Here is a 25009-nt window from a genome sequence, read left to right as displayed (position 1 = left end):
AGCTCACGCTCGTGGCCGCATCGCCTGTCCGACCGCGAACTCGGTAACCGGCAGCGGAACCCACGCCGGTAATGCCCATTGCCGCCGCGAGCGCGAGACGGCAAATCCCGCATCGGTGATCGAGGTTTCGGTGTCGCGGTGGGTGTGGCAGTTTCCCAGCAGCCTCGGCCACACCGTCGCGTCGGCTACCCGTTGCAGCGCGGCCCGCGGACCGGTACTCGCGACGTGTTCCAGATACCGCAACTGTCCACCCGGCTTGAGCATCGAAAGGAGCTGTCGGAGAACGGCATCCGGCTCATCGACCGAGCACAGCACCAGTGCGCACACCACGGCGTCGAACGGTTCGTCCGCGGCATAGTCCTCGACGGTGTCTTTGCTGACGGTCACCGGCACCGGAGCCGACTGGGCCGCGCGGGCCGCGATAGCGGCCAGCCGCGGTTCCGGTTCGATGGCCACCACCTCGGTGACCCCGGCGGGGTAATGGGCGAAGTTGGTGCCGGTACCGGCACCGACCTCGAGCACCCGGCCGGTCAACCCGGCGAGGTTCTCCTCCCGCAGCCGGCGCAGTGATTCGGGCTCCCGTCCGGACATCACCGTCCATATCCGCGCGAAGAACGGGTTCTCGAGGCTGCTCATCTCAACTCCTGTAGTTTCGCGATGGTCTCCGCCGGGGTCGCATCCGGCCCGACGATTCCGTACACAATCCGCCCGCAGCACACCGCACTCAACACCCGATCGGTGAACGCCTCCACATCACCCCACGGCAGATAGGGCTTGGCGATGAGCAGTGCTGCGACACCGTGCACGGCGGCCCACAGCTCGAGCGCCGCCGCCGTCGAATCCCCTTGCGGATAAATGCCTTCGGCCATCAGCGCCTCGATCGATGCGCGCATGTGCTGAAAAGCCGAACTGGCCAGCGTCACGTCGACATCGCTGCCCGGATTGCCCTCACTCATGGTCGCGATGCGGTAGAGCTCCGGGGTCTGACGGGCGAAGCGCACATAGGCCAATCCCTGGGCCCGCAGCACCTCGATGGTGGAACTCCGCCCGACCGCGACGCGCTGCATCTCCTCGTCGAGCTTCTCGAAGTACCGGGCGCAGACCGCGTCCAGGAGCGCGTCCTTATCGGCGAAATGCAGGTAGATCGAGGGCGGGGTGACCCCGACCCGCTGGGCTACCGCCCGGATCGACACCAATTTGGCATGCCCGGTTTCCAGCAGCAGTTCGGTGGTCGCGTCCAGGATCTCCTCGCGCAACTGGTCACCCGAACCGCGCGCGGCGCGACGGCGTTTGAGTGCTTCAACCACGCGGACCAGTGTCCGTCACACCCGCTGCCACGGGCTCGCGGCGCTCCGACTCCGGACCCGATTCGCTGATCCCGATCCGCTCGTGCAACCAGACCAGCGGCTTGGGCGCCCACCAGTTCCACCGGCCCGCGACGTGCATGAACGCCGGCACCAGCACCATCCGCACCAGTGTCGCGTCGACCAGCACGGCCAGCGTCAGCCCGATCCCGAACATTCGCATGAACGACACCTGTGCGGCGATCAGGGCGGCGAAGGTGATCGACATGACCAGCGCTGCGGCGGTGATGACCTTGCCGGTACGGGCCAGCCCGAGCGCCACGGCCTTGTCATTGCGCTGGCGCGCCGGGCCGTCCAGCGCCAGCCAGTACTCCCTGATCCGGGCGGCCAGGAACACCTCGTAGTCCATCGACAGCCCGAAGGCGATGCAGAACAGCAGCACCGGCATATTGGCCACCAGGGTCCCGGTCGGAGTTGTCCCCAGCGCGGACAGATGGCCGTCCTGGAAGATCCAGACCAGCGCACCGAACGCCGCCGTCAGCGAAAGGACGTTGAGTACAAGGGCTTTCAGGGGCAGCACGACGCTACCGGTGAGCAGGAACAGCAGTCCGAAGGTGATCACCGCGATGACGCCCAACACCCATGGCAACCGGGTGGTGATGGCGGTGACGCTGTCGCGGTTGATCTGCGCGATACCGGCGAGTTCCACGGTGCGACCGTCCGGCCCAGTGACGGCGTGCAGCGCGTCGAGCTGACGTTCGGAAGCATCGGAAAACAGCGGCGCCGTGCTGCCGACGGTGAGGAAGGCGCTGCCCTCGGCGACGCCGGCCTGCCCGGCGGCACCGACCTTGCGTCCGTCGACGAACGTTCCGGTCGGGCTGCCGACCATCGAGACATCGGCCACTCGGGACAGTTCTGTTGCGTAGCGGTCGAGTTCGGCCGCGGTGATTCCGTCGGCATCGGGGATGACGGCGGTCACCGCGGTGGCCGAGTTGTCGGTGAAGTCGTTGCGCAGTTCGTCACCGACCTGATGCGCCGACGCGGAAGGCGGCAACACCCGATCGTCGGGGAAGCCCCACTTGACGCCGAGGAACGGTGCGCCCAACAGCAGCAGCAACGCGACGACGGCAAGCCCGACGGGAACGGCGCGGCGCATCACCACGCCCGTCCAGCGGTACCAGAACAACTGCTCGACCGGTTTGGCGACCGGCGCCGGTGCGCGCCGGAACAGCCGGCGAATGTTCAGGGCGTCCAGCCGCTCGCCGAGCAGCCAGATCGCGGCCGGCGCAACGACGATGGCCGCCAACGCCGCGAAGCCCACCGTTGCGACACCGGCGTAGGCGAACGACTTCAGGAAGTACATGGGGAACAGCAGCATGGCTGCCATCGACAGCGCGACCGTCGTCGCCGAGAACAGCACCGTGCGACCGGCCGTCGCCATCGTGCGGATCAGCGCACGGTCGCGCGGCTGCCCCTCGGCAAGCTCGTCGCGGTAGCGACTGATGATCAGCAGCGTGTAGTCGATGGCCAGGGCCAGGCCCATCGCGGTGGACAGGTTCAGCGCGAAGATCGACACGTCGGTGGAGAAGGTGATCAGCCGCAGCACCGACATGGTGCCCACGATCGCCATCCCACCGACGAGCATCGGTAGCGCGGCGGCTACCAGCCCACCGAACACCCACACCAGCACCAGGAAGCTCAGCGGAATCGCGATGGATTCCATGAGCAGCAGGTCGCGTTCGGTCTGCGCGTTGATCTGGGCGTACACCATCGCGGTGCCGCCGGTCTTGATCGTCACGCCGGGCTGACCGTCGGCGGTGTGCATCAGCGAGTCGGACAGCTCCTTGGCGTACTTCTGGGCGTTGTTCTCCCCACCGGTGATGCCGGCGACGATGAGGCCCGCGGTCTTGTCCCTACTTACAAGGTCCGCGCTTGCTGGGTCACCCCCCGTCGCTCCGCTCGCCCCGGAATTAAGAGGCGCGTTCCACGGCGAGGTCACCTGCGCCACGTGCGGCGAGCGGCTGAGCGCACCGACGATCTCCTTGCCGACCGCCGTCGCACCCGGGCTGGTGACGCCGTCGGGTGAGCTGACCGTGATGATCAGCTGCATGTCGCCCTGGTGGAACTTGTCGGTGAGCAGTTGCGTGGCGCGCGCCGACTCCGACGTCGGGTCCTGGAACCCGCCGGCGGACAGGCTCTTGGCGACCGGAATGCCGAAGATCGCGGCGGCGATCATGACCAGGGCGGACAACACCAGCACGCGCCGTGGAGCGGCGATCGCGAGGAGCGCGATTCGGTTCAGCATTGCGGATTCCCCTCCGTCTATATATCGCCGTTAAGTTAACAACGGTAAGTCTGGTGCGTCAATCGCTCTTCTGGTCACGAGCGGGATGCGCGAGGGGTTCACCAGCTCGGCGGGTGAACCTCATCAGTCTCAGAGCCCACTCTGGTAACCCAGTGCCCTACTCGGCAGTAGAACCCGGAAGTAACGTTTGCTGCCGGACAAGATTCGCCCGGATGCTCCGGCACACACCGGACGGACCCGGCAGACGGCCCAGCCGACTCGATAACGGCAGCTCAAGCCCCTACTGACCGCCGAGTAACAAGATCAGCAGAGATGCCCGCAAACATCGTGAACCTACCCGGCGGTAAGAATTGCCACGGTTTTCAGAATCGTGACTCAAAGATTCCTTAAGCGTGACCCATACGCTCAATGGCATGTGGATCGACGACACCAGTGCCGATGTCATCAAAGTCGACTTTGACGCCCTGTACCACGGGGACGTCCTCGTCGAGGGTGACACCTCCGAGCAGTTCCCCGACCTCGCTGCAGCGGTCTGACCGCCGCAGTCCCTCCTAGCGCCACGACGCCGCTGAGCCATGCCTCGGCGGCGTCTTGGCGTTTTCATGCGGTACGAAAGTCATGCGATAAGAGAACCGCGCGACCGGACGTCGTTGTCCGGCCGCGCGGTAGTCAGCGGGCAGCGCTACGCCGACGCCTTCTCTTCCTCGGCCTCTTCGTCGGCCTGTTCGCTGTCGAGGACCACCATGTCGGCCAGCCGACCGGTGATGATGTCCTCGGCCTCGCCGACGATGCGGCTGATCAGGTCCGCCACTGTCGGGATGTCGTGGATCAGGCCCATCACCGTGCCCGCGGTCCAGATGCCGGCGTCGATGTCACCGTCGTCGAAGACCTTGCGGCCACGCACCCCGGCCACCAGATCCTTGACATCCTCGAACTGACCGCCGCCGGCGAGGATCTGCACCACCTCGCGTGACACCGCGTTGCTCGCGACACGAGCAGTGTTGTGCAGGCTGCGGAAGATCAGCTCCGTGCCGCGCTCGTCGGTGGCCACGATGGCCTCCTTGACGTTCTGGTGGATGCAGGACTCCACCGTGCACATGAACCGGGTGCCCATGTTCACGCCGTCGGCACCCAGCGCCAAGGCCGCCACCAGACCGCGGGCGTCCCCGAAACCGCCCGACGCGATCATCGGGATCTCGATCTCCTTGGCCGCGGCGGGGATCAGCACCAGGCCGGGCACGTCGTCCTCACCGGGATGGCCGGCGCACTCGAACCCGTCGATGCTGATGCCGTCCACACCCAGGGTCTGCGCCTTGACCGCGTGCCGCACCGAGGTGCACTTGTGCAGCACCTTGATGCCGTTGTCGTGGAACATCGGCAGGTGCGGGGCCGGGTTGGAGCCGGCCGTCTCGACGATCTTGACCCCGGCGTCGACGATCACCTGGCGGTACTCGTCATACGGGGGTGGGTTGATCGCCGGCAGGATGGTCAGGTTCACCCCGAACGGCTTGTCGGTCAGGTCGCGGGTCTTGGCGATCTCGTTGGCCAGATCAGCCGGGGTCGGTTGGGTGAGTGCGGTGATGAACCCCAGCCCGCCCGCATTGGCCACGGCGGCAACGAGTTCCGCGCGGCCCACCCACTGCATACCGCCCTGGGCGATGGGGTGCTCGACACCGAACGCCTCGGTGAACTTGGTCTTCAAGCTCATCTGCGCTACCTCGGCGCCATCCGGATCGCGCCGTCCAGGCGGATCACCTCACCGTTGAGCATCGGGTTCTCCACGATGTGCGCGGCCAGCGCGCCGTACTCGTCCGGGTCACCGAGGCGGGCCGGGTGCGGCACCTGCTGGCCGAGTGAGCGCTGCGCCTCTTCGGGCAGCGAACCCAGCAGCGGGGTCTTGAACAGGCCGGGGGCAATGGTGCAGACCCGGATCAGGCTGCGCGACAGGTCGCGGGCGATCGGCAGGGTCATGCCGACGACGCCGCCCTTCGACGCCGAGTAGGCGGCCTGGCCGATCTGGCCGTCGAATGCCGCGACAGAGGCGGTGTTGATGATGACACCGCGTTCTTCACCCTTGAGCGGCTCCGTCTTGGCGATCCGCTCGGCGGCCAGCCGCAGCACGTTGAAGGTGCCGATCAGGTTGACCTCGACCACCTTGCGGAAACCGTCCAGCGGGAACGGGCCTTCCTTACCAAGGGTTTTGATGGCATTGCCGATCCCGGCGCAGTTGACGTTGATCCGCACCGGACCCATCGACTCGGCGATGTCCAGCGCCTGCGACACGGCCGCCTCGTCGGTGACGTTGGCGGCGACGAACTTGGCCCGCTCGCCGAGCCCGGCCACCACGTCCTCGCCCTTGAGATCGATGACCACCACCGACGCGCCGGCGTCCAGCAGCCGCTTGGTGGTTGCCAGGCCGAGGCCCGAAGCCCCACCGGTGACAACCGCTACGGAATCCTTGATTTCCACTTGGTGTGTTTCCTTCCTGTCGGGGTCGTTACCCGGTTCCTAGGCTCGCTCGTCGGCCCACTCGTCGAGGATGGTGTCGTTGTCCGCGCCGATCACCGGCGGCGGCGTGGGTTGCCCCGCACGACTGCGCGAGAAACGCGGCGCGGGCATCGGCTGCAGCCCGGCGCCGGTCTCGTAGAAGGTGTCCCGTTCGGCGACATGCGGTTCGGTGAGCACTTCACCGAACGCCAGTACCGGGGTGGCACAGGCATCCGAACCCGCGAAGATCTGTCCCCACTCGTCACGGGTCTTGGTCTTGAACACCTCGGTGAAGCGGTCCCGCAGTTCGGGCCAGCGCGCGATGTCGTTCTGCCCGGGCAGCGACGCGGGGTCCAGACCCACCTTGTCGAGCAGTTCGGCATAGAACTGCGGCTCGATCGCCCCGACGGCGACGTACTTGCCATCGGCGGTCTCGTAGGTGTCGTAGTACGGAGCGCCGGTGTCGAGCATGTTGGTACCCCGCTCGTCGCTCCACAACCCCTGTGCCCGGAACGCCCACATCATCTGGATCAGGACACTGGAACCGTCGACCATGGCGGCGTCGACCACCTGGCCCTTGCCCGAGGTCTGCCGTTCCCACAGCGCCGCCAGAATGCCGAGCACCAGGAACATCGAGCCACCACCGAAGTCGCCGGCCAGATTCAGCGGCGGCACCGGCCGCTCCCCCTTACGGCCGATCGCGTGCAGGACCCCGTTGAGTGAGATGTAGTTGATGTCGTGGCCGGCCTGCTGGGCGCGGGGACCGGTCTGCCCCCAACCGGTCATCCGGGCGTAGACCAGTTTCTCGTTGACCTTGGCGCAATCGTCCGGCCCGAGTCCCAGCCGTTCGGTGACCCCGGGGCGGAAACCCTCGATCAGCACATCGGCCTTGCTGACCAGGTTGAGCACGAATTCGCGGCCCTGTTCGGATTTGAGGTCGGCGGTCACCGAGCGCCGGTTGCGCAGCATCGCGTCCTTGGCCGGGCCGTTGGCCGCCGACGGCCGGTCCACCCGCACCACCTCGGCGCCCAGGTCACCGAGAATCATCGCCGCGTGCGGGCCGGGCCCGATACCGGCCAATTCGACAACGCGCAATCCGTGCAGTGGTCCCGTCATACCGACCGTCCTTCGTCGTTGAGTGTCTTGTCGAGTTCCGAGTAGTTGACCGCCGACATAGCTTACTTGTATAACCAGGTCGTACCAGCCGGGGGTCACCCGGCCTACCCAGAGGGTGTGTCCATGACGTATCACAGCATCGAATCTCTGCTCGTCGAGCTTTCCGATGGCGTGTTGTCGCTGACGTTGAACCGGCCCGAGAGCCTGAATTCGTTGTCCCAGGCGATGCTCGACGGGATCGCCGACGCGGTAGACCAAGCCGCCGCAGATCCCGCGGTGCGGGTGGTCAAGCTGGCCGGCGCCGGCCGCGGCTTCAGCTCGGGTGCCGGGATCAGTGAAGAGGACACCGCGGGTCAGGGCACCGGTGGTCCCGATGCCGTACTCGATGCCGCCAACCGGGCGGTGCGGTCCATCGTCGCGCTGCCCAAACCCGTCGTCGCGGTGGTGCAGGGCCCGGCCGCCGGGGTCGGCGTCTCGCTGGCGTTGTCCGCGGACATCGTCTTGGCTTCGGAGAACGCGTTTTTCATGCTCGCCTTCACCAAGATCGGATTGATGCCCGACGGTGGCGCCTCGGCCTTGATCGCCGCGGCGATCGGGCGCATCCGGGCCCAACGGATGGCCCTGCTGGCCGAGCGGATCACCGCGGCCGAAGCCTACGACTGGGGTCTGGTGACCTCGGTACACGCCGCCGATGCACTCGACGACGAGGTCGCCGCGGTGCTCACCACCCTGTCGACGGGGCCGGCCGTGGCGCTGGGAAAGACCAAGCAGGCAATCAACGCCGCCACCCTGACCGAACTGGAGGCGGCCCTGGAGCGGGAACGTGCGGGCCAGCTCCTGCTGTTGCGCTCGGCCGATTTCCGAGAGGGCACCGCGGCCTTCCAGCAGCGCCGTCAAGCCAACTTCACCGACAGTTAGCCGCACCGAAAAACCAGTGGATTCACCGGTACTCGATCGGTCACCATCGACCGTGTGAGTACACAACTCGAGCGCTCGGGCTGGCGGGTACTCGCACCGTTTCGACACCGCGAGTACCGCCTGCTGATCACCGCGGTGTCGTTGTCGATCTTCGCCGAGGGCATGTGGGCCGTGGTGATGGCCCTGCAGGTCATCGAACTCGACAACAATCCGACGTCGCTGTCACTGGTGGCAACCTGCCTGGGCGCCGGTCTGGTGGGTTTCGTGCTGGTCGGCGGGATCACCGCCGATCGACTCAATCAGCGCAGCATCATCATCGCCGTCGAGACAGTCAACGTCGTCGCGGTCACCGTGGTGGCGGTACTGGGTTCGCTTGGGCTGCTTCAGATCTGGCACCTGGCCGTGACGGCGGGCACGCTCGGCATCGCGGCGGCCTTCTTCTTTCCCGCCTACAGTGCGATCCTGCCGCGCATTCTGCCGCCCGAGCAGTTGCTGGCCGCCAACGGTGTCGAGGGTGTGGTGCGGCCGGTGTTCCAGCGCGCGGTCGGGCCCGCGGTCGCCGGCATCGTGGTCGGCGCGACCATGCCCTCGGTCGGTGCCGTCGTGGTCGCCGTGCTGTTCGCGGTCGGCCTGGCGCTGCTGGTGGCCACCCGCTCGCCGGCCGCCGCGGCACCCGATGGTGATCGGCCGCATGTGCTGCGGGATCTGCACGACGGTTTCACCTTCGTGGTCCGTACGCCCTGGCTGCTGGCCACCCTGCTGTTCGCCAGCATCTTCGTGCTGCTGGTGCTCGGCCCGATCGAGGTGCTGCTGCCCTTCATCGCGCAGCAGCGCTTCACCGAGGGTGCCCGGACATACGGGTTCATCCTGGCCTTCTTCGGCGTCGGCAGCGCAGTCGGCGCGCTGGCGGTGTCCTCCCGCCGGCTGCCACGGCGCTACTTGACGGTGATGATGGCGATGTGGGGGCTGGGGTCGCTGCCGTTGGTGGTCATCGGCACCACGTGGTCGTTCGGCTGGATGGCGCTGGCGTCGTTCGTCGTCGGGGTCACCGACGGGGCCGGCATGGTCATCTGGGGCACGCTGCTGCAGCGCCGGGTCCCGACGGCGATGCTCGGCCGGGTGTCGAGCCTGGATTTCTTTGTGTCGCTGGCCTTCATGCCGGTCTCATTCGCGATCGTCGGTCCGCTGTCGAAGGTGGTGTCGATGGAGGCCATCTTCATGGTCTCCGGCGTGGTACCGGTGCTGATCGGCCTGGTGGCCTGGACCATGGCCAAGATGCCGCGCGACGAGATGGCCAACCCGCTGCGCGGTTAGACCCCGAAGATCGGCGGCAAGGCCAGCACCATCACCAGGCCCCAGCAGAAATGGGTCAGCATCGATGCGAGCACGCCTCCGGTCATCCGGCGTTGCAGCGCACATGTCGCCCCCAGCAGGATGGCGGCGAACCCCAGCATCGGATTGCCCGCCGCCATCACGGCCACGAAATAGATCGCCGTGGAGACCAACACCGGGCGCCGGCCACGCAGCGCGCTGTACAGCGCGCCGCGGAAGAACAGTTCCTCGGCCAACCCGTTGACGACGGTGATGAACACGACCAGCAGCAGGGCGCCGTGGTTGGCGAATTCCAGTACGGCGGTGACATAGTCGCGCACCGGCGGGATCAGCCGCGCGATCAGGCCGCCCACCAGGAACACCGCCCCAAGTCCCAGCCCGACACCGATGCCGAGCAGGGCCGGGCGGCGCTCACTTCCCTGAAGGCGGCCGAGGTGCAGCGGCCCCGATGACAGCGCACCCACCGTCCAGACCGCGGCCATGGCGAGAGTCAGCACGTAGAAGGAATTGTCCCCCGGATGCCGGCTCAGCGAATACGACTGCAGCGCAGCCCCGATCACCAGCACCACGATGACGGTGATGCGACGGCGGCGCACCACCTGTGGCGATTCTTCGGCCACCGGTGCCACCGTGCGCCAGGGTGGTGGGATCATCGGGAATGCTCCGCCGCAACCAGGTCGGCCAACACATCGATGCCCGTGCGCAGCGCGGCGGTGGCCGGCCCTGGCAGCAGCGGCAACAGCGCCAATGCCGGGCGGGCGATCGACGGGGTCAACTCGCGGATACGGGACATATCCCCGCCAGCCCACGGTGGATCGGTGTCGGCCAGGTGGTGCGGATCGGTGAGTCGGTCGACGGGCCGCCGGGTGCGGGTGGCGATCGATCGGCGGATGGCATCGTCCACGGTGAGCAGCCCGCCGACCGGATCGGGCACCAGGTCGCGTAAGCCGGGTCCGGCCGCCGTCATCGGATGAGCCAAGGAGGCAGTGAGATCCGCGGCGAGACCGCCGGGCACCGGCAGTGCCAGCGCGGAGACCCGCGACGCCAGCGCCGTCGGGATTCCGGGTGCGGGCACCCGCCACTGCCGGGTGCCGCTCAACCGGCCGTACGCCGCCAGCAGATCCCGGTACCGAAGGGTCTGCGGACCGCGGATGTCGTAGGCGCCGGCGGGCACCCGCGCAGGGTCCGCCGCGGCCGACAGGTAATGCAGTACATCCCGGATGGAGATCGGGTCGATCGGGTTGTCCAGCCACGGTGGGCTGGGCAACAGCGGGAACCGATCGCCCACGTAACGCAGCATCTCGAACGAGGTCGACCCGGCACCGATGATCACCCCGGCCCCGAGCCAGACCACCTCCGCGCCACCGGCGACAGTCAAGGCCTCGGCCACCTCCGCCCGGCCGGCCAGGTGCTCGGAGAGGTTGCCGGCATCGGGCACGAAGCCACCGAGGTAGACGATGCGGCGGACCCCGGCGTGGGCGGCCGCGTCGGCGACGCGGCGGGCGGCCGCGTTGTCGGCCGCGCGAAAGCCCGGTTCACCGATGCCGTGGATCAGGTAGTAGATCGTGTCGACCGGACCGCACCGCTCGAAAAGGGTTGCGACGGAGTCCGCTTCGTGGGTGTCGAGTGCCACCGTGGCCACTTCGCCGTACCAGCCGAAGGTGCTGAGGCGGTCCGGCCGGCGGCTACTGACCACCACCTGGTGCCCGGCGGCGAGCAGTTTGGCGACGAGCCGCGATCCGATATACCCGGTGGCACCGGTGACCAGGATGCGTTCGGTCATGCGCGACTCGTATCAGAGCTCGACGCCCACATCCGCACCGTACCTCCCATGACACCGCTAGCCGTATCGCTGCACGGCTAGTCCTATCACTGCATGGGGTGGGCCATACCCTGTTCGGGGACGCCCTACACCGATGGAGGCACTCGTCACACCGGACGGCGCCGGTCAGCGGGCGTGGTGGCGCGCGGCCCGCGGATCGTCGACGACGACGCGATCGGGCTCGTCGTCGCCGGAGCCGCCGGAGCGCTTGATCCTCGGGTCGATCTTGTCGGCATGCTCGCGCCGGGCCTCCAGGCGCTCGCGGGTGGAGTCGACCTCGTCACGATGACTTGCCGCCCGATCCTGAAGACGCGCCGCTTCGGCGGCCTTCGCGTCCGCCTCGGCCTGCGCGGCACGGGCTTTCGCCTCGGTTTCTGCGGCCGCGGCCGCGCGTCGATCCAGCCGTTGACGTTCTTCCTGGACCTCGTCGCGGATGCGGTCGGCCTTGACGGCGCGGCGGCGGTGGCTGGCGGTGCGGACCAGGTAGGCGACCAACGCCAGCACCAGGACGGCGACGACGGCGAGGACGATCCAGCTGGTGGTGCTCATGACGGTTCCTCCGATCGACGGGTGCGCGCACGGGTTATTGACGCGCCTGCTGGTTTTGGATTGCCCACTGGGCCCGTCCTCAAACCCCGCGGTGGCAGGTGCGTGCGACAACCGTTGCCGCCGTTGACCGTCGGCTCAGTCGGGGCGGCGGTGCAGCTCCATAAGTCCGCGGTAGGCCTGCGCGTTGAACTGGTTGGCGGCAACCTCGTCGTCGGTGAGGTTGCGGCGCACCTTGCCGGGCACCCCGGCGACCAGCGAGCGCGGCGGGATCACCGCCCCCTGGGGCACCACCGCACCCGCGGCCACCAGGGTGCCCGCTCCGACGACGGCACCGTTGAGCACGATGGCGCCCATACCGACCAGCACGTCGTCCTCGATGGTGCACCCGTGCAGGACGGCGTTGTGCCCGACCGTGACGCCGGTGCCGACACGAGCGGGGAAGCCCGGATCCACGTGCACGGTGACCCCGTCCTGGATGTTGCTGCCCTCCCCGATCTCGATGGGCTCGAACTCGGCGCGCAACGTGGCGTTGTACCAAATACTCACCTGCGCAGCCAGGGTCACCGGACCGATCAACGTGGCGTTGGGCGCAACCCACGATTGGGCGTGCAGCTGCGGGGCGCGCCCCCGGATGGGGATGATCAACGGCTCAGGCATGGCCGTCATCGTAATCAGGCGCCTGGTGCCGAGCCCTGGTACACCTTGCGATAACTCGACGGGGACATGCCCATCCCACGGCGCAGGTGGTGCCGCAGGTTGCCACCGGTGCCCAGCCCGGACAGCCGCGCGACCTCGTCGACCGGAAGGTCCCGGGATTCCAGCAGTTCCCTCGCCCGGTCGATGCGCCGCTGGCGTATCCAATTGCCCGGCGCCTCGCCCGTCTCCTCCCGGAAGCGGCGGTTGAACGTCCGCAGGCTCATATGGGCGTGCTCGGCCAGCGCCTGCACGGTCAGCTCGGCATCCAGATGCGCCATCGCCCACGCCCGGGTGCGCGCGGTCGAGGCATCGTCGACCACCGGCAGGTGCCGGTCGATGAACTGGGCCTGACCGCCCTCCCGCCACGGCGGCACCACGCAGTACCTCGCGACGGCATTCGCCGCCTGCGCACCGTGATCACTACGAATGATGTGCAGGCACAGGTCGATTCCGGCAGCCAACCCCGCCGAGGTGAGCACGTCCCCGTCGTCGACGAACAACACGTTCTCGTCCACCCGCACCGCCGGGTACAGCTGCCGCAGGGTGTCGGCGAACTTCCAGTGTGTGGTCGCGGTGCGGCCGTCGAGCCGGCCCAGCGCGGCCAGCACGAACGCACCGGTGCAGATCGACACCAGCCGCGTTCCCGGTCGGATCCGGGCGAATGCGGCGGTCACCGCGTCGTCGAGGACGGCGCCGGTGCGCGCCGGCGGGTAGCGGGTGCCGGGGATGACCACGGTGTCGGCGGTGTCCAGGGCCTCGGGTCCGGCGCTGGGCAGCATCGCGAAACCGTTGGTCGACGCGACCGGGCCGGGTTCGGCGGCGCACGTCGTGACGTCGTACAACGGCGTGCCGTCGGGTCCGGTGGCCGCCCCGAACAGGGTCGGCGCGATGGTGGCGTCGAACCCGACCACCGGCGGCAGCAGCAAGACGGCGACACGGTGCATCCGGCCAGTCTGGCATGTTTTTGACGAATCGTGTCGTTTATGCCACTAGGCGCTGCGCCGTCTTTCCGCGACAGTGAGCCGGTGACACTTCTCGGTACGCGTACGCGCCTGCACTGGGCCTGGGTGGTCGCCGCGGTCAGCTTCGTCGCCGTCCTCGGCGCGGCGGCCTTCCGGTCGGTGCCGGGCGTGATGATGAATCCGCTGCACCACGAGTTCGGCTGGAGTCACGGCACCGTCGGCGCGGCGATGGCGGTCAACATGACGCTCTACGGTCTGACGGCCCCGTTCGCCGCGGCGCTGATGGACCGTTTCGGGGTGCGCCCGGTGCTCGCCGGCGCCCTCACCCTGATCGCGGCCGGGTCGGCGCTCAGTGTGCTGATGACCGCCAGCTGGCAGCTGGTGCTGCTGTGGGGCGTGCTGGTCGGGCTGGGCACCGGCGCCATCTCGATGGGGTTCGTGGCGACCGTCGCGACCCGTTGGTTCGAGGCCCGCCGCGGCCTGGCCACCGGCGTGCTGACAGCGGCCAGCGCTACCGGGCAGCTCATCTTCCTGCCCGTGGTGGCCACGGTGACCACGCATCACGGATGGCGGTGGGCATCGCTGATCGTGGCCGCGGCGGCCGTCGCGGTGGTACCCCTGGTGGTGCTGTTCATGCGTAACTATCCCCAGGACATCGGGTTGACGGCCTACGGCGCCGACCCCTTTGCCGGGGCGCACACACCCGAGGCGCTGCCCACCGGCACCTTCACCGCGGCCTTCGACGGCCTGCGGATCGGGCTGCGATCCCGGGCGTTCTGGTTGTTGGCCGCCAGCTTCGCGATCTGCGGGATGACCACCAACGGCCTGATCGGCACGCACTTCATCCCGGCGGCCAACGACCACGGCATGCCCACGACGGTGGCCGCGGGCCTGCTGGCCACCATCGGCGTGCTGGACGTGCTGGGCACCGTGTTCTCCGGGTGGCTCACCGACCGGGTGGATCCGCGTCTGCTGCTGGTGGTCTATTACACCGGCCGTGGTCTGTCGCTGCTGCTACTGCCGTCGCTGTTGTCACCGCAGGCCGAGCCGAGCACCTGGGTGTTCATCATCTTCTACGGATTGGACTGGGTGGCCACCGTGCCGCCGACGATCGTGCTGTGCCGGGACTATTTCGGCGCCCGGACCCCGGTGGTGTTCGGCTGGGTGTTCGCCTCGCACCAGTTGGGTGCCGCCGTCGCCGCGGCCGGTGCCGGTTGGATCCGGGATCTGCAGGGCAACTACGACCTGGCGTTTTATCTGGCCGCCGGGTTGTGCGTCATCGCCGCCGGACTTTGCGGCGCGGTGCGGCGAACCGCGTCCTGAGAGCCACCATTTTGTTCGTCCAGCCGGTACGCATAGCATGCAAGCGGCGCCGCGGGGACGCCGAGGCTCGGATGGACCGTTAGCTGATGGTGCGCTTCGTGCGCATCACGTCCCCGCCCATCCGCGCCGCCCAGCGTCAGTAACTGGACCCAGGCACGAGATGGAGGAATTCACGTGCAAGCTCGCACCGGCAAACTCATCGGCAGCGTCGTCGCATCGGCGGCGGTCGCTCTTTCGGTGGCGGTCACGGCGCACGCCGACCCCACCCCGACCATCACCGCACCCGTCCCCACGCCGCAGGGCCCCGGCTGCGACGCCGGGATCAAGTCCGTGGCATCGGGTCCGGGCTCGCTGAACAGCCTCGTCAACGAGACGTCGTCGGCCGCGCTGGCCGCCATCCCGGAGATCTCCACCTTCAGCCAGGCCGTCTCGGGTCAGCTCAACCCCGCGGTGAACGTGGCCAGCGTGCTGGACAACGGCCCCTACGTGGTGTTCGCGCCCAGCAATGACGCCTTCGCCAAGCTCGATCCGGCGACGCTGGACGCGATCAAGGCCGATCCGGCCAAGCTGACCGCGCTGGTCTACTACCACATGGTGCTCGGCATCCTGGGGCCCGACGATATCCACGGGACCATGTACACCCAGCAGGGCAAGCCCGTCGTGGTGAAGGGCAAGGGCGGCGATATCACCGTCAACGATGCCAAGGTGACCTGCGGCGGCATCAAGTCCGAGAACATGCGGATCTACATCATCGACACGGTGCTCGACCCGGCCACCGCGCCCGAAGGCTTGACCCCGAGCGCGGTCACGTCGACCGAGACGACCTCGGCGCCCGCCACCACCTCGACGACGACGACGGCGACCACGACGGCTCCCGCGCCGGCCGCCTGACACAACGCGAAACTGAAGCCAGGGACGGATCCTCTACGGATTCCGTCCCTGGTTTCAGTTTCGGTGCTTATAGACCGCGCCGGCGGTGCCGGCTATAGACCCAAGTCTCGGCCGATGATCTCTTTCATGATCTCGGTGGTGCCACCGTAGATCGTCTGGATCCGGACGTCGACATAGTCCTTGGCGACCCGGTATTCGTTCATGTAACCGTAGCCGCCGTGCAGCTGCAGGCAGGCGTCGACGACCTTCTTGCCCAGTTCGGTGCACCACCACTTGGCCTTGGCGGCCTCGACGGCGGTCAGCTCCTTGTCGACGACGGCCCGCAGGCAGCGGTCGACGTACTGTTCGGCGATGTCGAGTTCGGTTTCCAGCTCGGCCATCACGAAGCGGCTGTTCTGGAAGCTGCCGATCGGTTGCCCGAATGCCTTGCGGTCCTTGACGTACTGCAATGTCTCGGTGAAGGTGGCACGCGCCCCGGCGACACCGGCGATGGCGATCGACAGCCGCTCCGAAGGCAGGTTCTCCATCAGGTGGTAGAAGCCCCTACCCTCTTTGCCGAGCAGGTTGGCCGCGGGGACGCGAACGTCCTCGAAGTTCAGCTCCGCGGTATCGGCGGCGTGCTGGCCCATCTTGTCCAGCTTGCGACCGCGGCTGAAGCCCTCCATGTCACGCTCGACGACCAGCAGCGAGAAGCCCTTGTGGCCGGCTTCGGGATCGGTGCGGGCCACCACGACCACCAAGTCGGAATTGATACCGGCCGAGATGAAGGTCTTGGAGCCGTTGATGATCCAGTCGTCACCGTCGCGCACCGCGGTGGTGCGGATACCGGCCAGATCGCTTCCGGCGCCGGGCTCGCTCATGGCGATGGCGCCGATCAACTCACCGCTGGCGAAGCCGGGCACCCAGCGGTCCAGCTGCTCCTTGGTGGCCAGGTTCTTGAAGTACGGGCCGACGATGTCGTTCTGCAGGCTCACACCTGGGCAGGCCAGTCCGAACTTGGCGAATTCCTCGACGATCACCGCGTTGAAGCGGAAATCGTCGACTCCCCCGCCGCCGTACTCCTCGGGCATGTTGAACCCGATCAGGCCGTAATTGCCTGCGGCCACATAGGCCTCGCGGTCGACCAGACGATTGGCCTCCCACTTCTCCACATTGGGCAGACACTCCTTCTCCAAGAACTGCTTGGCGGTTTCCCGGAGTTGCTCGTGCTCGGTTTCGAAAACCAGTCTCTTCATTGCTATTTCCCTACTTGGCTTTCCAGACGGGCTCGCGCTTCTGCGCGAAGGCCAGCGGTCCCTCCATGGCGTCCTCGGTCTTGAGCAGGGTGGCGAATTCGCCGAAGGTCTGCTTCCAGAACGGCTCGTCGGCACCGACGATGCCGTCGATGGCCCCATAGGACACCCGCTTGCTGGCGCGTACGGCCAGCGGTGCGTTGACCGCGATACGTTCGGCCAGTTCCAGCGCCGCGTCGACGACGGTGCCGTCGGGCACGACCTTGTTGATCAGACCCCACTTGAGCGCGTCGGCCGAGGACAGCGGCTCGCCGGTGAACACCAGCTCCAGGGCCAGCTTCTGCGGGAGTTGCTGCACGATGCGGAACACCCCGCCCGCACCGGCGATCAGACCGCGCTTCACCTCGGGCAGACCGAATTTGGCGCGCTCCTCGGCAACCACCAGATCACTGGCCAGGGCCAGCTCGGTGCCGCCACCGAGGGCAGTGCCGTTGACGGCCGCGATGGTCGGCTTGTCGATGAAATGCCGCACGTATCCGGCAAAGCCCCACTCCGGATGGTCGGGGTGGAACAGATTCTCGCCGCGCGAGATGGCCTTGAGATCTGCTCCCGCACAGAAGGATTTGTCGCCGGCACCGGTGAGGATGACCGCCCGGATATCCGGATCTTCCTGCGCCGCCTGTAGCGCGTCGCCGACGCCGGTGGACACCGCCGCGTTGACCGCATTGCGGGCGTCCGGCCGGTTGATGGTAATGATCGAGATGTTGCCCTTGCGCTCGACCAGCGCGCCCGGCTCGGTCACAGCAGTTCCAGGATGGTCGCGTTGGCCTGACCGCCACCTTCACACATGGTCTGCAAGCCGTACTGAATGTTGTTGTCCCGCATGTGGTACAGCAGCGTGGTGAGAATCCGCGCGCCCGATCCGCCGAGCGGGTGTCCCAGCGCGATGGCACCACCGTTGGGGTTGAGCTTGTCCTCGTCGGCCCCGATATCCTTCAGCCAGGCCATCGGCACCGGGGCAAAGGCCTCGTTGACCTCGAAAGCGCCGATCTGGTCGACGCTCAGACCCGATTTGGCCAGCGCCTTCTGGGTGGCCGGGATGGGCGCGGTCAGCATGATGACCGGGTCGGCACCGGCCAGCACCGCGGTGTGCACCTTGGCAAGGGGCTTGAGGCCCAGCTCTTTTGCCTTCTCCGCGGAGGTGATCAGCAGCGCGGCCGAGCCGTCGGAGATTTGGCTGGAGTTGCCGGCGTGGATGACACCGTCCTCCTTGAAGGCGGGCTTGATGGCGGCCATCGACTCGATCGTGCCACCGCGGCGGATGCCACCGTCCTCCAAGACCACGTTGCCCTCGGCATCCTTGATGCCGACAATCTGATCCTTGAACGCACCGGAATCCTGTGCCGCGGCTGCCTTCTCATGCGAACGCAGAGCGAACTCGTCGAGCTGGGTGCGGGCGAAACCCCACTGCTCGGCGACCATCTCAGCACCGACACCCTGATTGGGGGTCTGCTCGTAACGGGCCCGGAAGGCCTCGGGGTAGGGGTGCCCACCGTTGGCCAACGAGGAGCCCATCGGGGTGCGCGACATCGACTCGACACCACCGGCGACGACGACGTCGTAATGCCCGGCGATGACCCCTGCGACGGCGAAGTGCAGCGACTGCTGGCTGGATCCACACTGCCGGTCGACGGTCACGCCGGGTACGGACTCCGGCCAGCCGGCGGTCAGCACGGCGGTGCGGGCGATATCGAGCGCCTGCTCCCCGGCCTGCATGACGCAGCCCCAGATGACGTCGTCGACCAGCGCCGGGTCGATACCGGCGCGCTGCACCAGGCCGTTGAGAACCTGGGCGGACAGTTCGGAGGGATGCACACCCGACAGGGCGCCGTTGCGCTTGCCGACTGGCGAGCGAACTGCCTCGACGATGACCGCTTCTGCCATGAACTTCTCCTTCGAAGTATCCGGGGGACCTAAAATGCAACCTAGAACAGAAGGTTTACTAGGTCAACCTACTGGTTGGTAGACCTCAGGTAGCGCGCAGACGTCCTTCGACATGGTTTACTGAGTTCACTAGCTGGCCACAAGATGCACAGGAGGCATGGTGGCACCGTCCACCCCGTTATCGCCGATGATCGGCCCGAACGCCATGTCATCGACGACCGGCGCCCCCATCCGGAGCCCGAAGACCGCCGAACTCGTCGCTGGCACGCTACGCCGGATGGTGGTCGACGGCCAGCTCAAAGAGGGTGATTTCCTGCCCAACGAGGCTGAGTTGATGGCCCACTTCGGGGTGAGTCGCCCCACCCTGCGCGAAGCGGTCCGCGTGCTGGAGTCCGAGCGGCTGGTCGAGGTACGACGCGGTTCACGCACCGGCGCTCGGGTGCGGGTGCCGGGCCCCGAGATCGTCGCCCGCCCGGCCGGACTGCTGCTGGAACTGTCCGGCGCGACCATCGCCGACGTGATGACCGCGCGCTCGGGGATCGAGCCGATGGCGGTGCGACTGCTGACCGAGTCGGGTAACACCGCGGCGTTCGACGAACTGGAGACGATGCTCACCGAGTACGTCCCGTCCGGGCGGGAGGCCGGCCGGATGGCCGAGACCACCGGCGATTTCCACCGCCGGATGGTGGAGCTGTCCGGTAACGCGACGCTGACCATCATCGCGGGCATGCTGCACGAGATCACGGTGCGGCACACCGCCTTCGCGATGAAGGAGAACCGCCCGATGTCCAAGTCGGACTACGACCTGTTGATGCGGTCGTACAAGCGGTTGATGACGTTGATGCGTTCGGGCGACGGTGAGGGCGCCGAGGCGCATTGGCGCAAGCACCTGGACACCGCCCGCGACCTGTTGCTGAAAGGTATGGAGACCGTCAAGGTCCGCGATGTGATGGGCTAGCGGGGCGACCCACCCAGCCAGGTCCGCGCGGCGACGGTCAGCGCCTCGACCCCCGTGGTCAGCGTCGGCTCCACCACCGGTGCGAATTCCGGCGCGTGATTCGTCGGCGGCAGTTCACCTTTCGCGAAGGCGTCGGTGAAGGTCTGCGCGTCCACCCCGCCCCAGAACCAGAACACCGTCGGCACCCCGATGGCGTTGCCGAACACCCCGACGTCCTCGCTGGCCGACAGCGGCGGCAGCGGCCACACCTTGTCCGCACCGAAATGCGCGCGTAAGGCAGCGACGGTTTTCTCGGTCGCGGCCGGCTCGCTGATCAGTACCGGCGCCGTCACCGTCCAGTCGAAATCCGGTTCGCGCGGAGCGTTCGATGCGGCCGCCTCGGCACGCACGATCCGCTGCACCGCCGCCTTCACCGCGTCCCGTACGTGCTCGGAGTAGGTGCGCAGATTGATCCCCAGCTCGGCGGTGTCGGGGATGATGTTCTCCTTGGTGCCGGCCTGCAGCCGGCCGACCGTGACCACCGCCTGCTCGTGCGCCGGCACCTCGCGCGCCACGATGCCCTGCAAGCGCAGCACCACCGCCGCGGCCATCACCACCGGGTCGATGGTGTGCTCCGGTGACGATCCGTGTCCGCCCCGGCCGTGCAGCGTCACCTCCACCGAATCGGTGCCGGCCATGATCGGGCCGGTGCCGAAGCCGAGCACGCCGGCCGGCAGCGGACCGACGTGCTGGCCGATGACGACCACCGGTCGAGGAAACCGGTCGAACAACCCGTCGTCCAGCATCGCCTGGGCACCACTGGCCAGTTCCTCGGCCGGCTGAAATACCGCCAGGACGGTGCCACACCACTGGTCGCGGCCGGCCGCCAGCGCATGCACCGCGCCGACCAGGGCGGCGGTGTGCATATCGTGCCCGCAGGCATGCGCCACCGGTACCTGTCCCCCGGCGGCGTCGGTCACGGTTTTGGTGCTGGCATAGGGCAATCCGGTGTTCTCCCGGACCGGGAGTGCGTCCATATCGGCGCGCAGCATGACCACCGGGCCATCCCCGTTGCGCAGCAGCGCGACCACGCCGGTACCGCCGACGCCCGCGGTGATCTCGGCTCCGCTGCCGTCCAGCGCGGCGATCACCCGCTCCGCGGTGGCGTGCTCCTGCCTCGACAGTTCGGGGTCGCTGTGCAGTGTGCGGTACAGGTCGGCCAGGGCCCCGGCATCGATCGCCATATCCGACAGTCTTCTCTACGCCTGGGTGACCCCGTACACCGGCACGTCGTGCTCCCAGGGCTGGCGGACCACCATGTCGGCGACCTTGACGTATCCCGACTCGAACTGCCCGGTGGCGGCGTCGACGAGACGGTACTGCTGGGTCTGGCGGTGGATCGGTTGGGCATCGAGCATGACGATGCGGACCTCACCGGGTTCGAAGTGGCAGCGCGCCTGCAGGGCGGCCACCAACTGCTCGTTACTCATGTGGCCGTCGCCGAAGTTCCAGCCGATGGCGGTGGACACGATGCGCTCACCGTCGGTCAGGGTGTAGTCGTCCTCGTTGTGGCCGGCCATCGCGCGCTGCGCCAGGGTGAACAGGGCTCGGCCGTGAGTGTTGAAGGAGCGAAACGCGTATCCCATGTAGAGCGGGATCTGGGCGGCCTCCTTACTGCCGTAGAAGCGTTCCAGCTGCGCGGCCGGCATGCTCGCGATCGCGACGACGCCCTTGGCGATCTTCTCGTCGGCCGACGGTTTGATGCACCACAACGAGGTGTCCCAGTTTCCGGCGTAATACCGCATCCCCGGCAGGAAGGACACCTTGCGCGGAGACATGTTGCCCACCGCGACCGTTCCTGCGACGACCACGAAAAGCACTATCGGCCAGGGACTTCGGAGGTCGCCGAGACCTATGCCGGCCTGGCCGACGAACAGTGTCAGTACGGAGAACATCATGAAGACGTTCCACTCCAGCGGCACGCCCATGGGGATCGAACTCAGGATGCCGAAGTGGAAGCACAGCATGACGAACGCCGCGATGTAGGTCGGCCAGCCGCCGTGGGAGAAGAACAGCACCAGCGGCACCAATCCCTCGACAGCGGTGGAGAAGTGGGCCAGGAAGCGGGACGACGGGCCGGGCCGCAGATCATCGGGAAAGCGCTCGAAGAACCGGCGTTTGATCCAGCGTGGCCGAACCACCGGGTTGTTGCTCATCATCGTCGAGATGACGAATGGGAAGTGCTTGTTGAGTTTGGACGTCGCCGCACCCAGCCAGATGACCAGGCAGACCAGCTTGGCCGCGATGACGATATCGGCGCCGACGAACAGGAAGCACACCGCCAGCGACCCGTACACCTCGCCCCGCGCGGCCAGGAAGATCACCTTGTCGCGCAACCCGGCCACGGCCAGCAGGCCGACGATGGTCGCGGTCTGCCACACCGGCAAAACCCCCACCGCAGAGCCGAGTTCGGGGATGGGTCCGGTGCCATCGGAGAATATCGCGACCACCAACACCACGAGCAGCGCTCCGTACAGCGCGACATCGACAGGCGTCCGGGTGTCACCGGCGGTCAGCGGGATGCGACCCGGCCACGGTGGCAGCCGAATGGTCTTGGGCCGCAACCAGTACAGGATGGACCCCATCGGCGGAGAGAACCGGTTGTTCAGCGGGCCGAACCCGCAGCCCAGACCGACCACCTCGAAGAGCATCGTGTAGAAAACGACCTTCTGATACACAATGGGCTCGGCGTACCAGAGCGACACATCGAAGAACCCGGCCGCCCCTCCCAGCCCGGACGTCGTCCAGACCACCAGCCAGCCGCCCAGGATGTAGGCCAGGATCTTCACGACGTAGAACAGATGCAGCGCCACCGGGGTGCCGAAGCCGACCTCGGCCCAATGCCGGGCCATCGGGATGATCCGCTCCGAGCGGGTGCCCTTACTCCACTGCTCGAAATCGATCTGCGGAGTTTCCTGCTTCAGAAAGCCCATGCACGTCAGATTAGAACGTGTTCCAGTTCGACGGACAGACTTCCCCGAAACACGTCCTACGATGTCCCTGCCAGCGGGGCGGCGCTCAGGGCGTTGCCGAAGCCTGTTCGGCGGGGCGCCCGCCGAATGCCCCGGCCAGGTATTCCGAGCGCGACGCCTGCCGAGCCAACTTGCCACTGGTGGTGCGCGGGACGGCACCCGCACTGACAAGCCGGATGTCGGCGACCGCCAATCCGTGTCCGCGTGAGACAGCGGCCCGGATGGCGGTGATGACCGAGTCGGGATCGACGCGGCCGAAGCCGGCGGCCCGTTCGGCCACGATCACCAACTCTTCCCGGTCGGAGGGTCCGGGCACCGCGATGGCGACCACGAAGCCGGACCGGACGGCGGGGGTCGCCTGCGCCACGGTGTGTTCGATGTCCTGGGGATAGTGGTTACGCCCGTCCACGATGAGCACGTCCTTGACGCGCCCGGTGATGAACAGCTCCCCGTCGACGTAGACGCCCAGGTCACCGGTTCGCAGCCAGAGGGCGTCGGTGTCGGTGTCCTCGGCGTGGCTGCCTTCGGGCACCTTGGATTGCAGCTTGTTGCGGAACGTCGCCTCGGTTTCGACCGGCCTGCCCCAGTAGCCGGTACCGACGTTGTCGCCGTGCAGCCAGATCTCGCCGACCTGACCATCGGGCAACTCGGCACCGCTGGCGGCGTCGACGATGACCGCCCATTGGCTCGGCGCCACATGACCGCACGCCACATGGGTGCTGGCCGCGGGATCGGAGGGGTCGACCTGCACCGCATGGCCGGCTCCGAGCTGGTGGCGGTCGAGGTAGATCACCCGCGGCGCATCAGCCGGGTCAGTCGTCGAGACGAACAGCGTCGCCTCGGCCAGTCCGTAGGACGGTTTGACCGCCGTGGGAGCCAGCCCATACGGCGCGAACGCCTCGTGGAACCGGCTGATCGACTCGGCGCTGACCGGTTCGGAACCATTGATCAGACCGGCGACATTGCTGAGGTCGAGCTCGTCACCGGCGGGTGGCAGCCCACGCGTCGCGGCGAGGTCGAAGGCGAAGTTCGGTGCCGCGGCGAACACCCGGCCCGGCTCGGTTCCCGAGCCGAGTTCCTTGATCCATCGGTAGGGCCGCCGGATGAACGCCGACGGCGACATCAGCGTGATGTGCCCACCACACAACGCCGGGAACATGATCATGAGCAGCCCCATGTCATGGAACAACGGCAGCCAGCTGACGCTGCGGATATCCCAGTCCAGCCCGACGGCCATGACCATCTGCAGGACGTTGGTGCACACCGACCGGTGCGTGATCTCCACGCCTGCCGGCTTGCGGGTGGACCCGGACGTGTACTGCAGGTAGGCGATGTCGTCCATGCCGATCGGCATGGGGCGGAACTCGGTCGCCAGCGTCTCGGGGACGGCGTCGACGGCGAGCATGCGGGGCCGGTTCGCGATGGCGCGGCGACGCAGGGTTTCGCGCACCCGCTCGGCGCTGTCGGTGGTCGTGAGCACGACGGTCGGCTGGGCATCGGTGACGACGTTGTCCAGCCGCTCGGCCTGCCCCGCCATTTCCGGCGCGAACAGCGGGACGGCGATGCAGCCGGCCTTGATCGCGGCGAAGAAGGCGACCACATAGTCGACGCCCTGCGGCGCGAGGATGGCCACCCGGTCACCGGGTTGGGTGACCTGCTGTAGTCGCGCGGCCACCGCGCACACGCGCAGCTTCATCTGCTGCCACGACAAGTCGATCCGCCTGACGCTCTGGTCTGGACCGAACTCCAGATACCGATAAGCGACGGCTGGCGAGGCAGCCTCGAAGTTGCGGTCCAGATACGTACATATCGTCGTATCCGTCGGCAGCTCGATTCGGCCGCTCTCGCCGAGGTAGTCCTCCAGCTTCAGCGCCACGTCAGCTCGCTCTTCGCACCCAGTTCCGCCAATACCACGGGAGTCTAGAGAGACTTGCCAGGAATCACGGGTTGCAACACCGCCCGAATCGGATTTCCCGTCGAGCGTCGATCACGACCAGCGATTTCCGGCATGTGCACTCTGTACCCCCTGCACACCGTAACTAACGTCTCAGGTTCGGCGCGCAGATACCTGTGACTTTGGTGGGCGGAGGGAAGAAAAGTGCCAGCTGACGGCCCCGCCGAACAGGCCGGCGACCGCGACGGCGGCATCGTGGCGGAAT

Annotated in this window: 23 protein-coding genes; 6 read left to right on the top strand and 17 right to left on the bottom strand. The window is 67.4% G+C overall.

Annotation, left to right across the window (positions count from 1 at the left end; translation table 11 throughout):
• Window positions 1-3: 3 nt before the first annotated feature.
• The 3 genes from SBI67_RS24640 to SBI67_RS24630 are packed head-to-tail and all read right to left on the bottom strand — an operon-like array spanning window position 4 to window position 3609.
• Complete coding sequence (locus SBI67_RS24640) at window positions 4-636, bottom strand: class I SAM-dependent methyltransferase (RefSeq protein WP_318983103.1); 633 nt, start codon at window positions 634-636, stop codon at window positions 4-6.
• Entirely contained in the window at window positions 633-1307 is a 675-nt protein-coding gene (locus SBI67_RS24635; protein ID WP_318983102.1) for a TetR/AcrR family transcriptional regulator, read from the bottom strand. Before SBI67_RS24635 ends, SBI67_RS24640 begins: the two co-directional genes overlap by 4 nt.
• On the bottom strand, window positions 1300-3609 hold the full coding sequence (locus tag SBI67_RS24630) for an MMPL family transporter (RefSeq protein ID WP_318983101.1): 2310 nt from the start codon (window positions 3607-3609) through the stop codon (window positions 1300-1302). Before SBI67_RS24630 ends, SBI67_RS24635 begins: the two co-directional genes overlap by 8 nt.
• 413 nt (window positions 3610-4022) lie before the next feature.
• On the opposite strand from SBI67_RS24630, the gene SBI67_RS24625 reads away from it, so the two are divergent.
• Window positions 4023-4145, top strand: coding sequence for a hypothetical protein (locus SBI67_RS24625; RefSeq protein ID WP_090363461.1), 123 nt, complete (start codon window positions 4023-4025; stop codon window positions 4143-4145).
• A 146-nt stretch (window positions 4146-4291) separates the two neighbouring features.
• Here the strand turns inward: SBI67_RS24625 and SBI67_RS24620 are convergent, their stop codons facing one another.
• Genes SBI67_RS24620 through SBI67_RS24610 form a run of 3 tightly spaced genes read right to left on the bottom strand, consistent with a single transcriptional unit; the run spans window position 4292 to window position 7212 of the window.
• A complete protein-coding gene (locus SBI67_RS24620) occupies window positions 4292-5317 on the bottom strand; it encodes an NAD(P)H-dependent flavin oxidoreductase (RefSeq protein WP_318983100.1) in 1026 nt (341 codons plus the stop codon).
• A 5-nt stretch (window positions 5318-5322) separates the two neighbouring features.
• A complete protein-coding gene (locus SBI67_RS24615) occupies window positions 5323-6078 on the bottom strand; it encodes a 3-hydroxyacyl-CoA dehydrogenase (protein WP_318983099.1) in 756 nt (251 codons plus the stop codon).
• Window positions 6079-6117: 39 nt separating this feature from the next.
• Window positions 6118-7212, bottom strand: a complete 1095-nt coding sequence (locus tag SBI67_RS24610) for a CaiB/BaiF CoA transferase family protein (protein ID WP_318983098.1) — start codon at window positions 7210-7212, stop codon at window positions 6118-6120.
• A 123-nt stretch (window positions 7213-7335) separates the two neighbouring features.
• On the opposite strand from SBI67_RS24610, the gene SBI67_RS24605 reads away from it, so the two are divergent.
• Together SBI67_RS24605 and tet(V) are read left to right on the top strand one after the other, a co-directional pair.
• Window positions 7336-8130, top strand: a complete 795-nt coding sequence (locus SBI67_RS24605) for an enoyl-CoA hydratase (RefSeq protein WP_318983097.1) — start codon at window positions 7336-7338, stop codon at window positions 8128-8130.
• Between the two features lie 54 nt (window positions 8131-8184).
• Window positions 8185-9444 carry a tetracycline efflux MFS transporter Tet(V) gene (gene tet(V) / locus SBI67_RS24600; protein WP_318983096.1) on the top strand — a complete coding sequence of 420 codons (1260 nt, stop codon included), beginning with the start codon at window positions 8185-8187 and terminating at the stop codon, window positions 9442-9444.
• On the opposite strand, the gene SBI67_RS24595 is transcribed toward tet(V), so the two are convergent.
• The 5 genes from SBI67_RS24595 to SBI67_RS24575 form a co-directional block, all read right to left on the bottom strand.
• Entirely contained in the window at window positions 9441-10115 is a 675-nt protein-coding gene (locus tag SBI67_RS24595) for a CPBP family intramembrane glutamic endopeptidase (RefSeq protein ID WP_318983095.1), read from the bottom strand. The genes tet(V) and SBI67_RS24595 overlap by 4 nt on opposite strands.
• Window positions 10112-11245: an NAD(P)H-binding protein gene (locus tag SBI67_RS24590; protein WP_318983094.1), complete on the bottom strand. Its 1134-nt coding sequence runs from the start codon at window positions 11243-11245 to the stop codon at window positions 10112-10114. The genes SBI67_RS24595 and SBI67_RS24590 overlap by 4 nt, the downstream gene beginning before the upstream one ends.
• A 165-nt stretch (window positions 11246-11410) precedes the next feature.
• On the bottom strand, window positions 11411-11833 hold the full coding sequence (locus SBI67_RS24585) for a hypothetical protein (protein ID WP_318983093.1): 423 nt from the start codon (window positions 11831-11833) through the stop codon (window positions 11411-11413).
• A 135-nt stretch (window positions 11834-11968) separates the two neighbouring features.
• Window positions 11969-12490: a gamma carbonic anhydrase family protein gene (locus tag SBI67_RS24580; RefSeq protein ID WP_318983092.1), complete on the bottom strand. Its 522-nt coding sequence runs from the start codon at window positions 12488-12490 to the stop codon at window positions 11969-11971.
• 14 nt (window positions 12491-12504) lie between these two features.
• Window positions 12505-13473 (bottom strand): GlxA family transcriptional regulator, encoded by a 969-nt coding sequence (locus tag SBI67_RS24575; RefSeq protein ID WP_318983091.1) that lies wholly within the window; start codon window positions 13471-13473, stop codon window positions 12505-12507.
• Between the two features lie 39 nt (window positions 13474-13512).
• On the opposite strand from SBI67_RS24575, the gene SBI67_RS24570 reads away from it, so the two are divergent.
• Together SBI67_RS24570 and SBI67_RS24565 are read left to right on the top strand one after the other, a co-directional pair.
• Window positions 13513-14814 (top strand): MFS transporter, encoded by a 1302-nt coding sequence (locus SBI67_RS24570; RefSeq protein WP_318983090.1) that lies wholly within the window; start codon window positions 13513-13515, stop codon window positions 14812-14814.
• A 174-nt stretch (window positions 14815-14988) separates the two neighbouring features.
• A complete protein-coding gene (locus SBI67_RS24565; protein WP_318983089.1) occupies window positions 14989-15705 on the top strand; it encodes a fasciclin domain-containing protein in 717 nt (238 codons plus the stop codon).
• A gap of 92 nt (window positions 15706-15797) precedes the next feature.
• Here the strand turns inward: SBI67_RS24565 and SBI67_RS24560 are convergent, their stop codons facing one another.
• The 3 genes from SBI67_RS24560 to SBI67_RS24550 are packed head-to-tail and all read right to left on the bottom strand — an operon-like array spanning window position 15798 to window position 18881.
• A complete protein-coding gene (locus SBI67_RS24560; protein ID WP_318983088.1) occupies window positions 15798-16940 on the bottom strand; it encodes an acyl-CoA dehydrogenase family protein in 1143 nt (380 codons plus the stop codon).
• A 10-nt stretch (window positions 16941-16950) separates the two neighbouring features.
• Window positions 16951-17739 carry a crotonase/enoyl-CoA hydratase family protein gene (locus SBI67_RS24555; RefSeq protein ID WP_318983087.1) on the bottom strand — a complete coding sequence of 263 codons (789 nt, stop codon included), beginning with the start codon at window positions 17737-17739 and terminating at the stop codon, window positions 16951-16953.
• Window positions 17736-18881: a thiolase family protein gene (locus tag SBI67_RS24550; RefSeq protein ID WP_318983086.1), complete on the bottom strand. Its 1146-nt coding sequence runs from the start codon at window positions 18879-18881 to the stop codon at window positions 17736-17738. The genes SBI67_RS24555 and SBI67_RS24550 overlap by 4 nt, the downstream gene beginning before the upstream one ends.
• Window positions 18882-19041: 160 nt before the next feature.
• Between SBI67_RS24550 and SBI67_RS24545 the strand changes: the two genes are divergently transcribed.
• Entirely contained in the window at window positions 19042-19839 is a 798-nt protein-coding gene (locus SBI67_RS24545) for a FadR/GntR family transcriptional regulator (RefSeq protein ID WP_318983327.1), read from the top strand.
• On the opposite strand, the gene SBI67_RS24540 is transcribed toward SBI67_RS24545, so the two are convergent.
• The 3 genes from SBI67_RS24540 to SBI67_RS24530 all read right to left on the bottom strand — a co-directional run bounded on the left by SBI67_RS24540 (window position 19836) and on the right by SBI67_RS24530 (window position 24726).
• Window positions 19836-21062 carry an amidohydrolase gene (locus SBI67_RS24540; RefSeq protein ID WP_318983085.1) on the bottom strand — a complete coding sequence of 409 codons (1227 nt, stop codon included), beginning with the start codon at window positions 21060-21062 and terminating at the stop codon, window positions 19836-19838. The genes SBI67_RS24545 and SBI67_RS24540 overlap by 4 nt on opposite strands.
• Window positions 21063-21077: 15 nt before the next feature.
• A complete protein-coding gene (locus SBI67_RS24535; protein ID WP_318983084.1) occupies window positions 21078-22811 on the bottom strand; it encodes a DUF3556 domain-containing protein in 1734 nt (577 codons plus the stop codon).
• A gap of 85 nt (window positions 22812-22896) precedes the next feature.
• On the bottom strand, window positions 22897-24726 hold the full coding sequence (locus tag SBI67_RS24530) for a fatty acyl-AMP ligase (protein WP_318983083.1): 1830 nt from the start codon (window positions 24724-24726) through the stop codon (window positions 22897-22899).
• Window positions 24727-25009: the final 283 nt, after the last annotated feature.

This window comes from Mycolicibacterium chengduense, assembly GCF_033741155.1.
Lineage (GTDB): Bacteria > Actinomycetota > Actinomycetes > Mycobacteriales > Mycobacteriaceae > Mycobacterium.
This window is presented reverse-complemented; position numbering and strand designations above follow the sequence as displayed.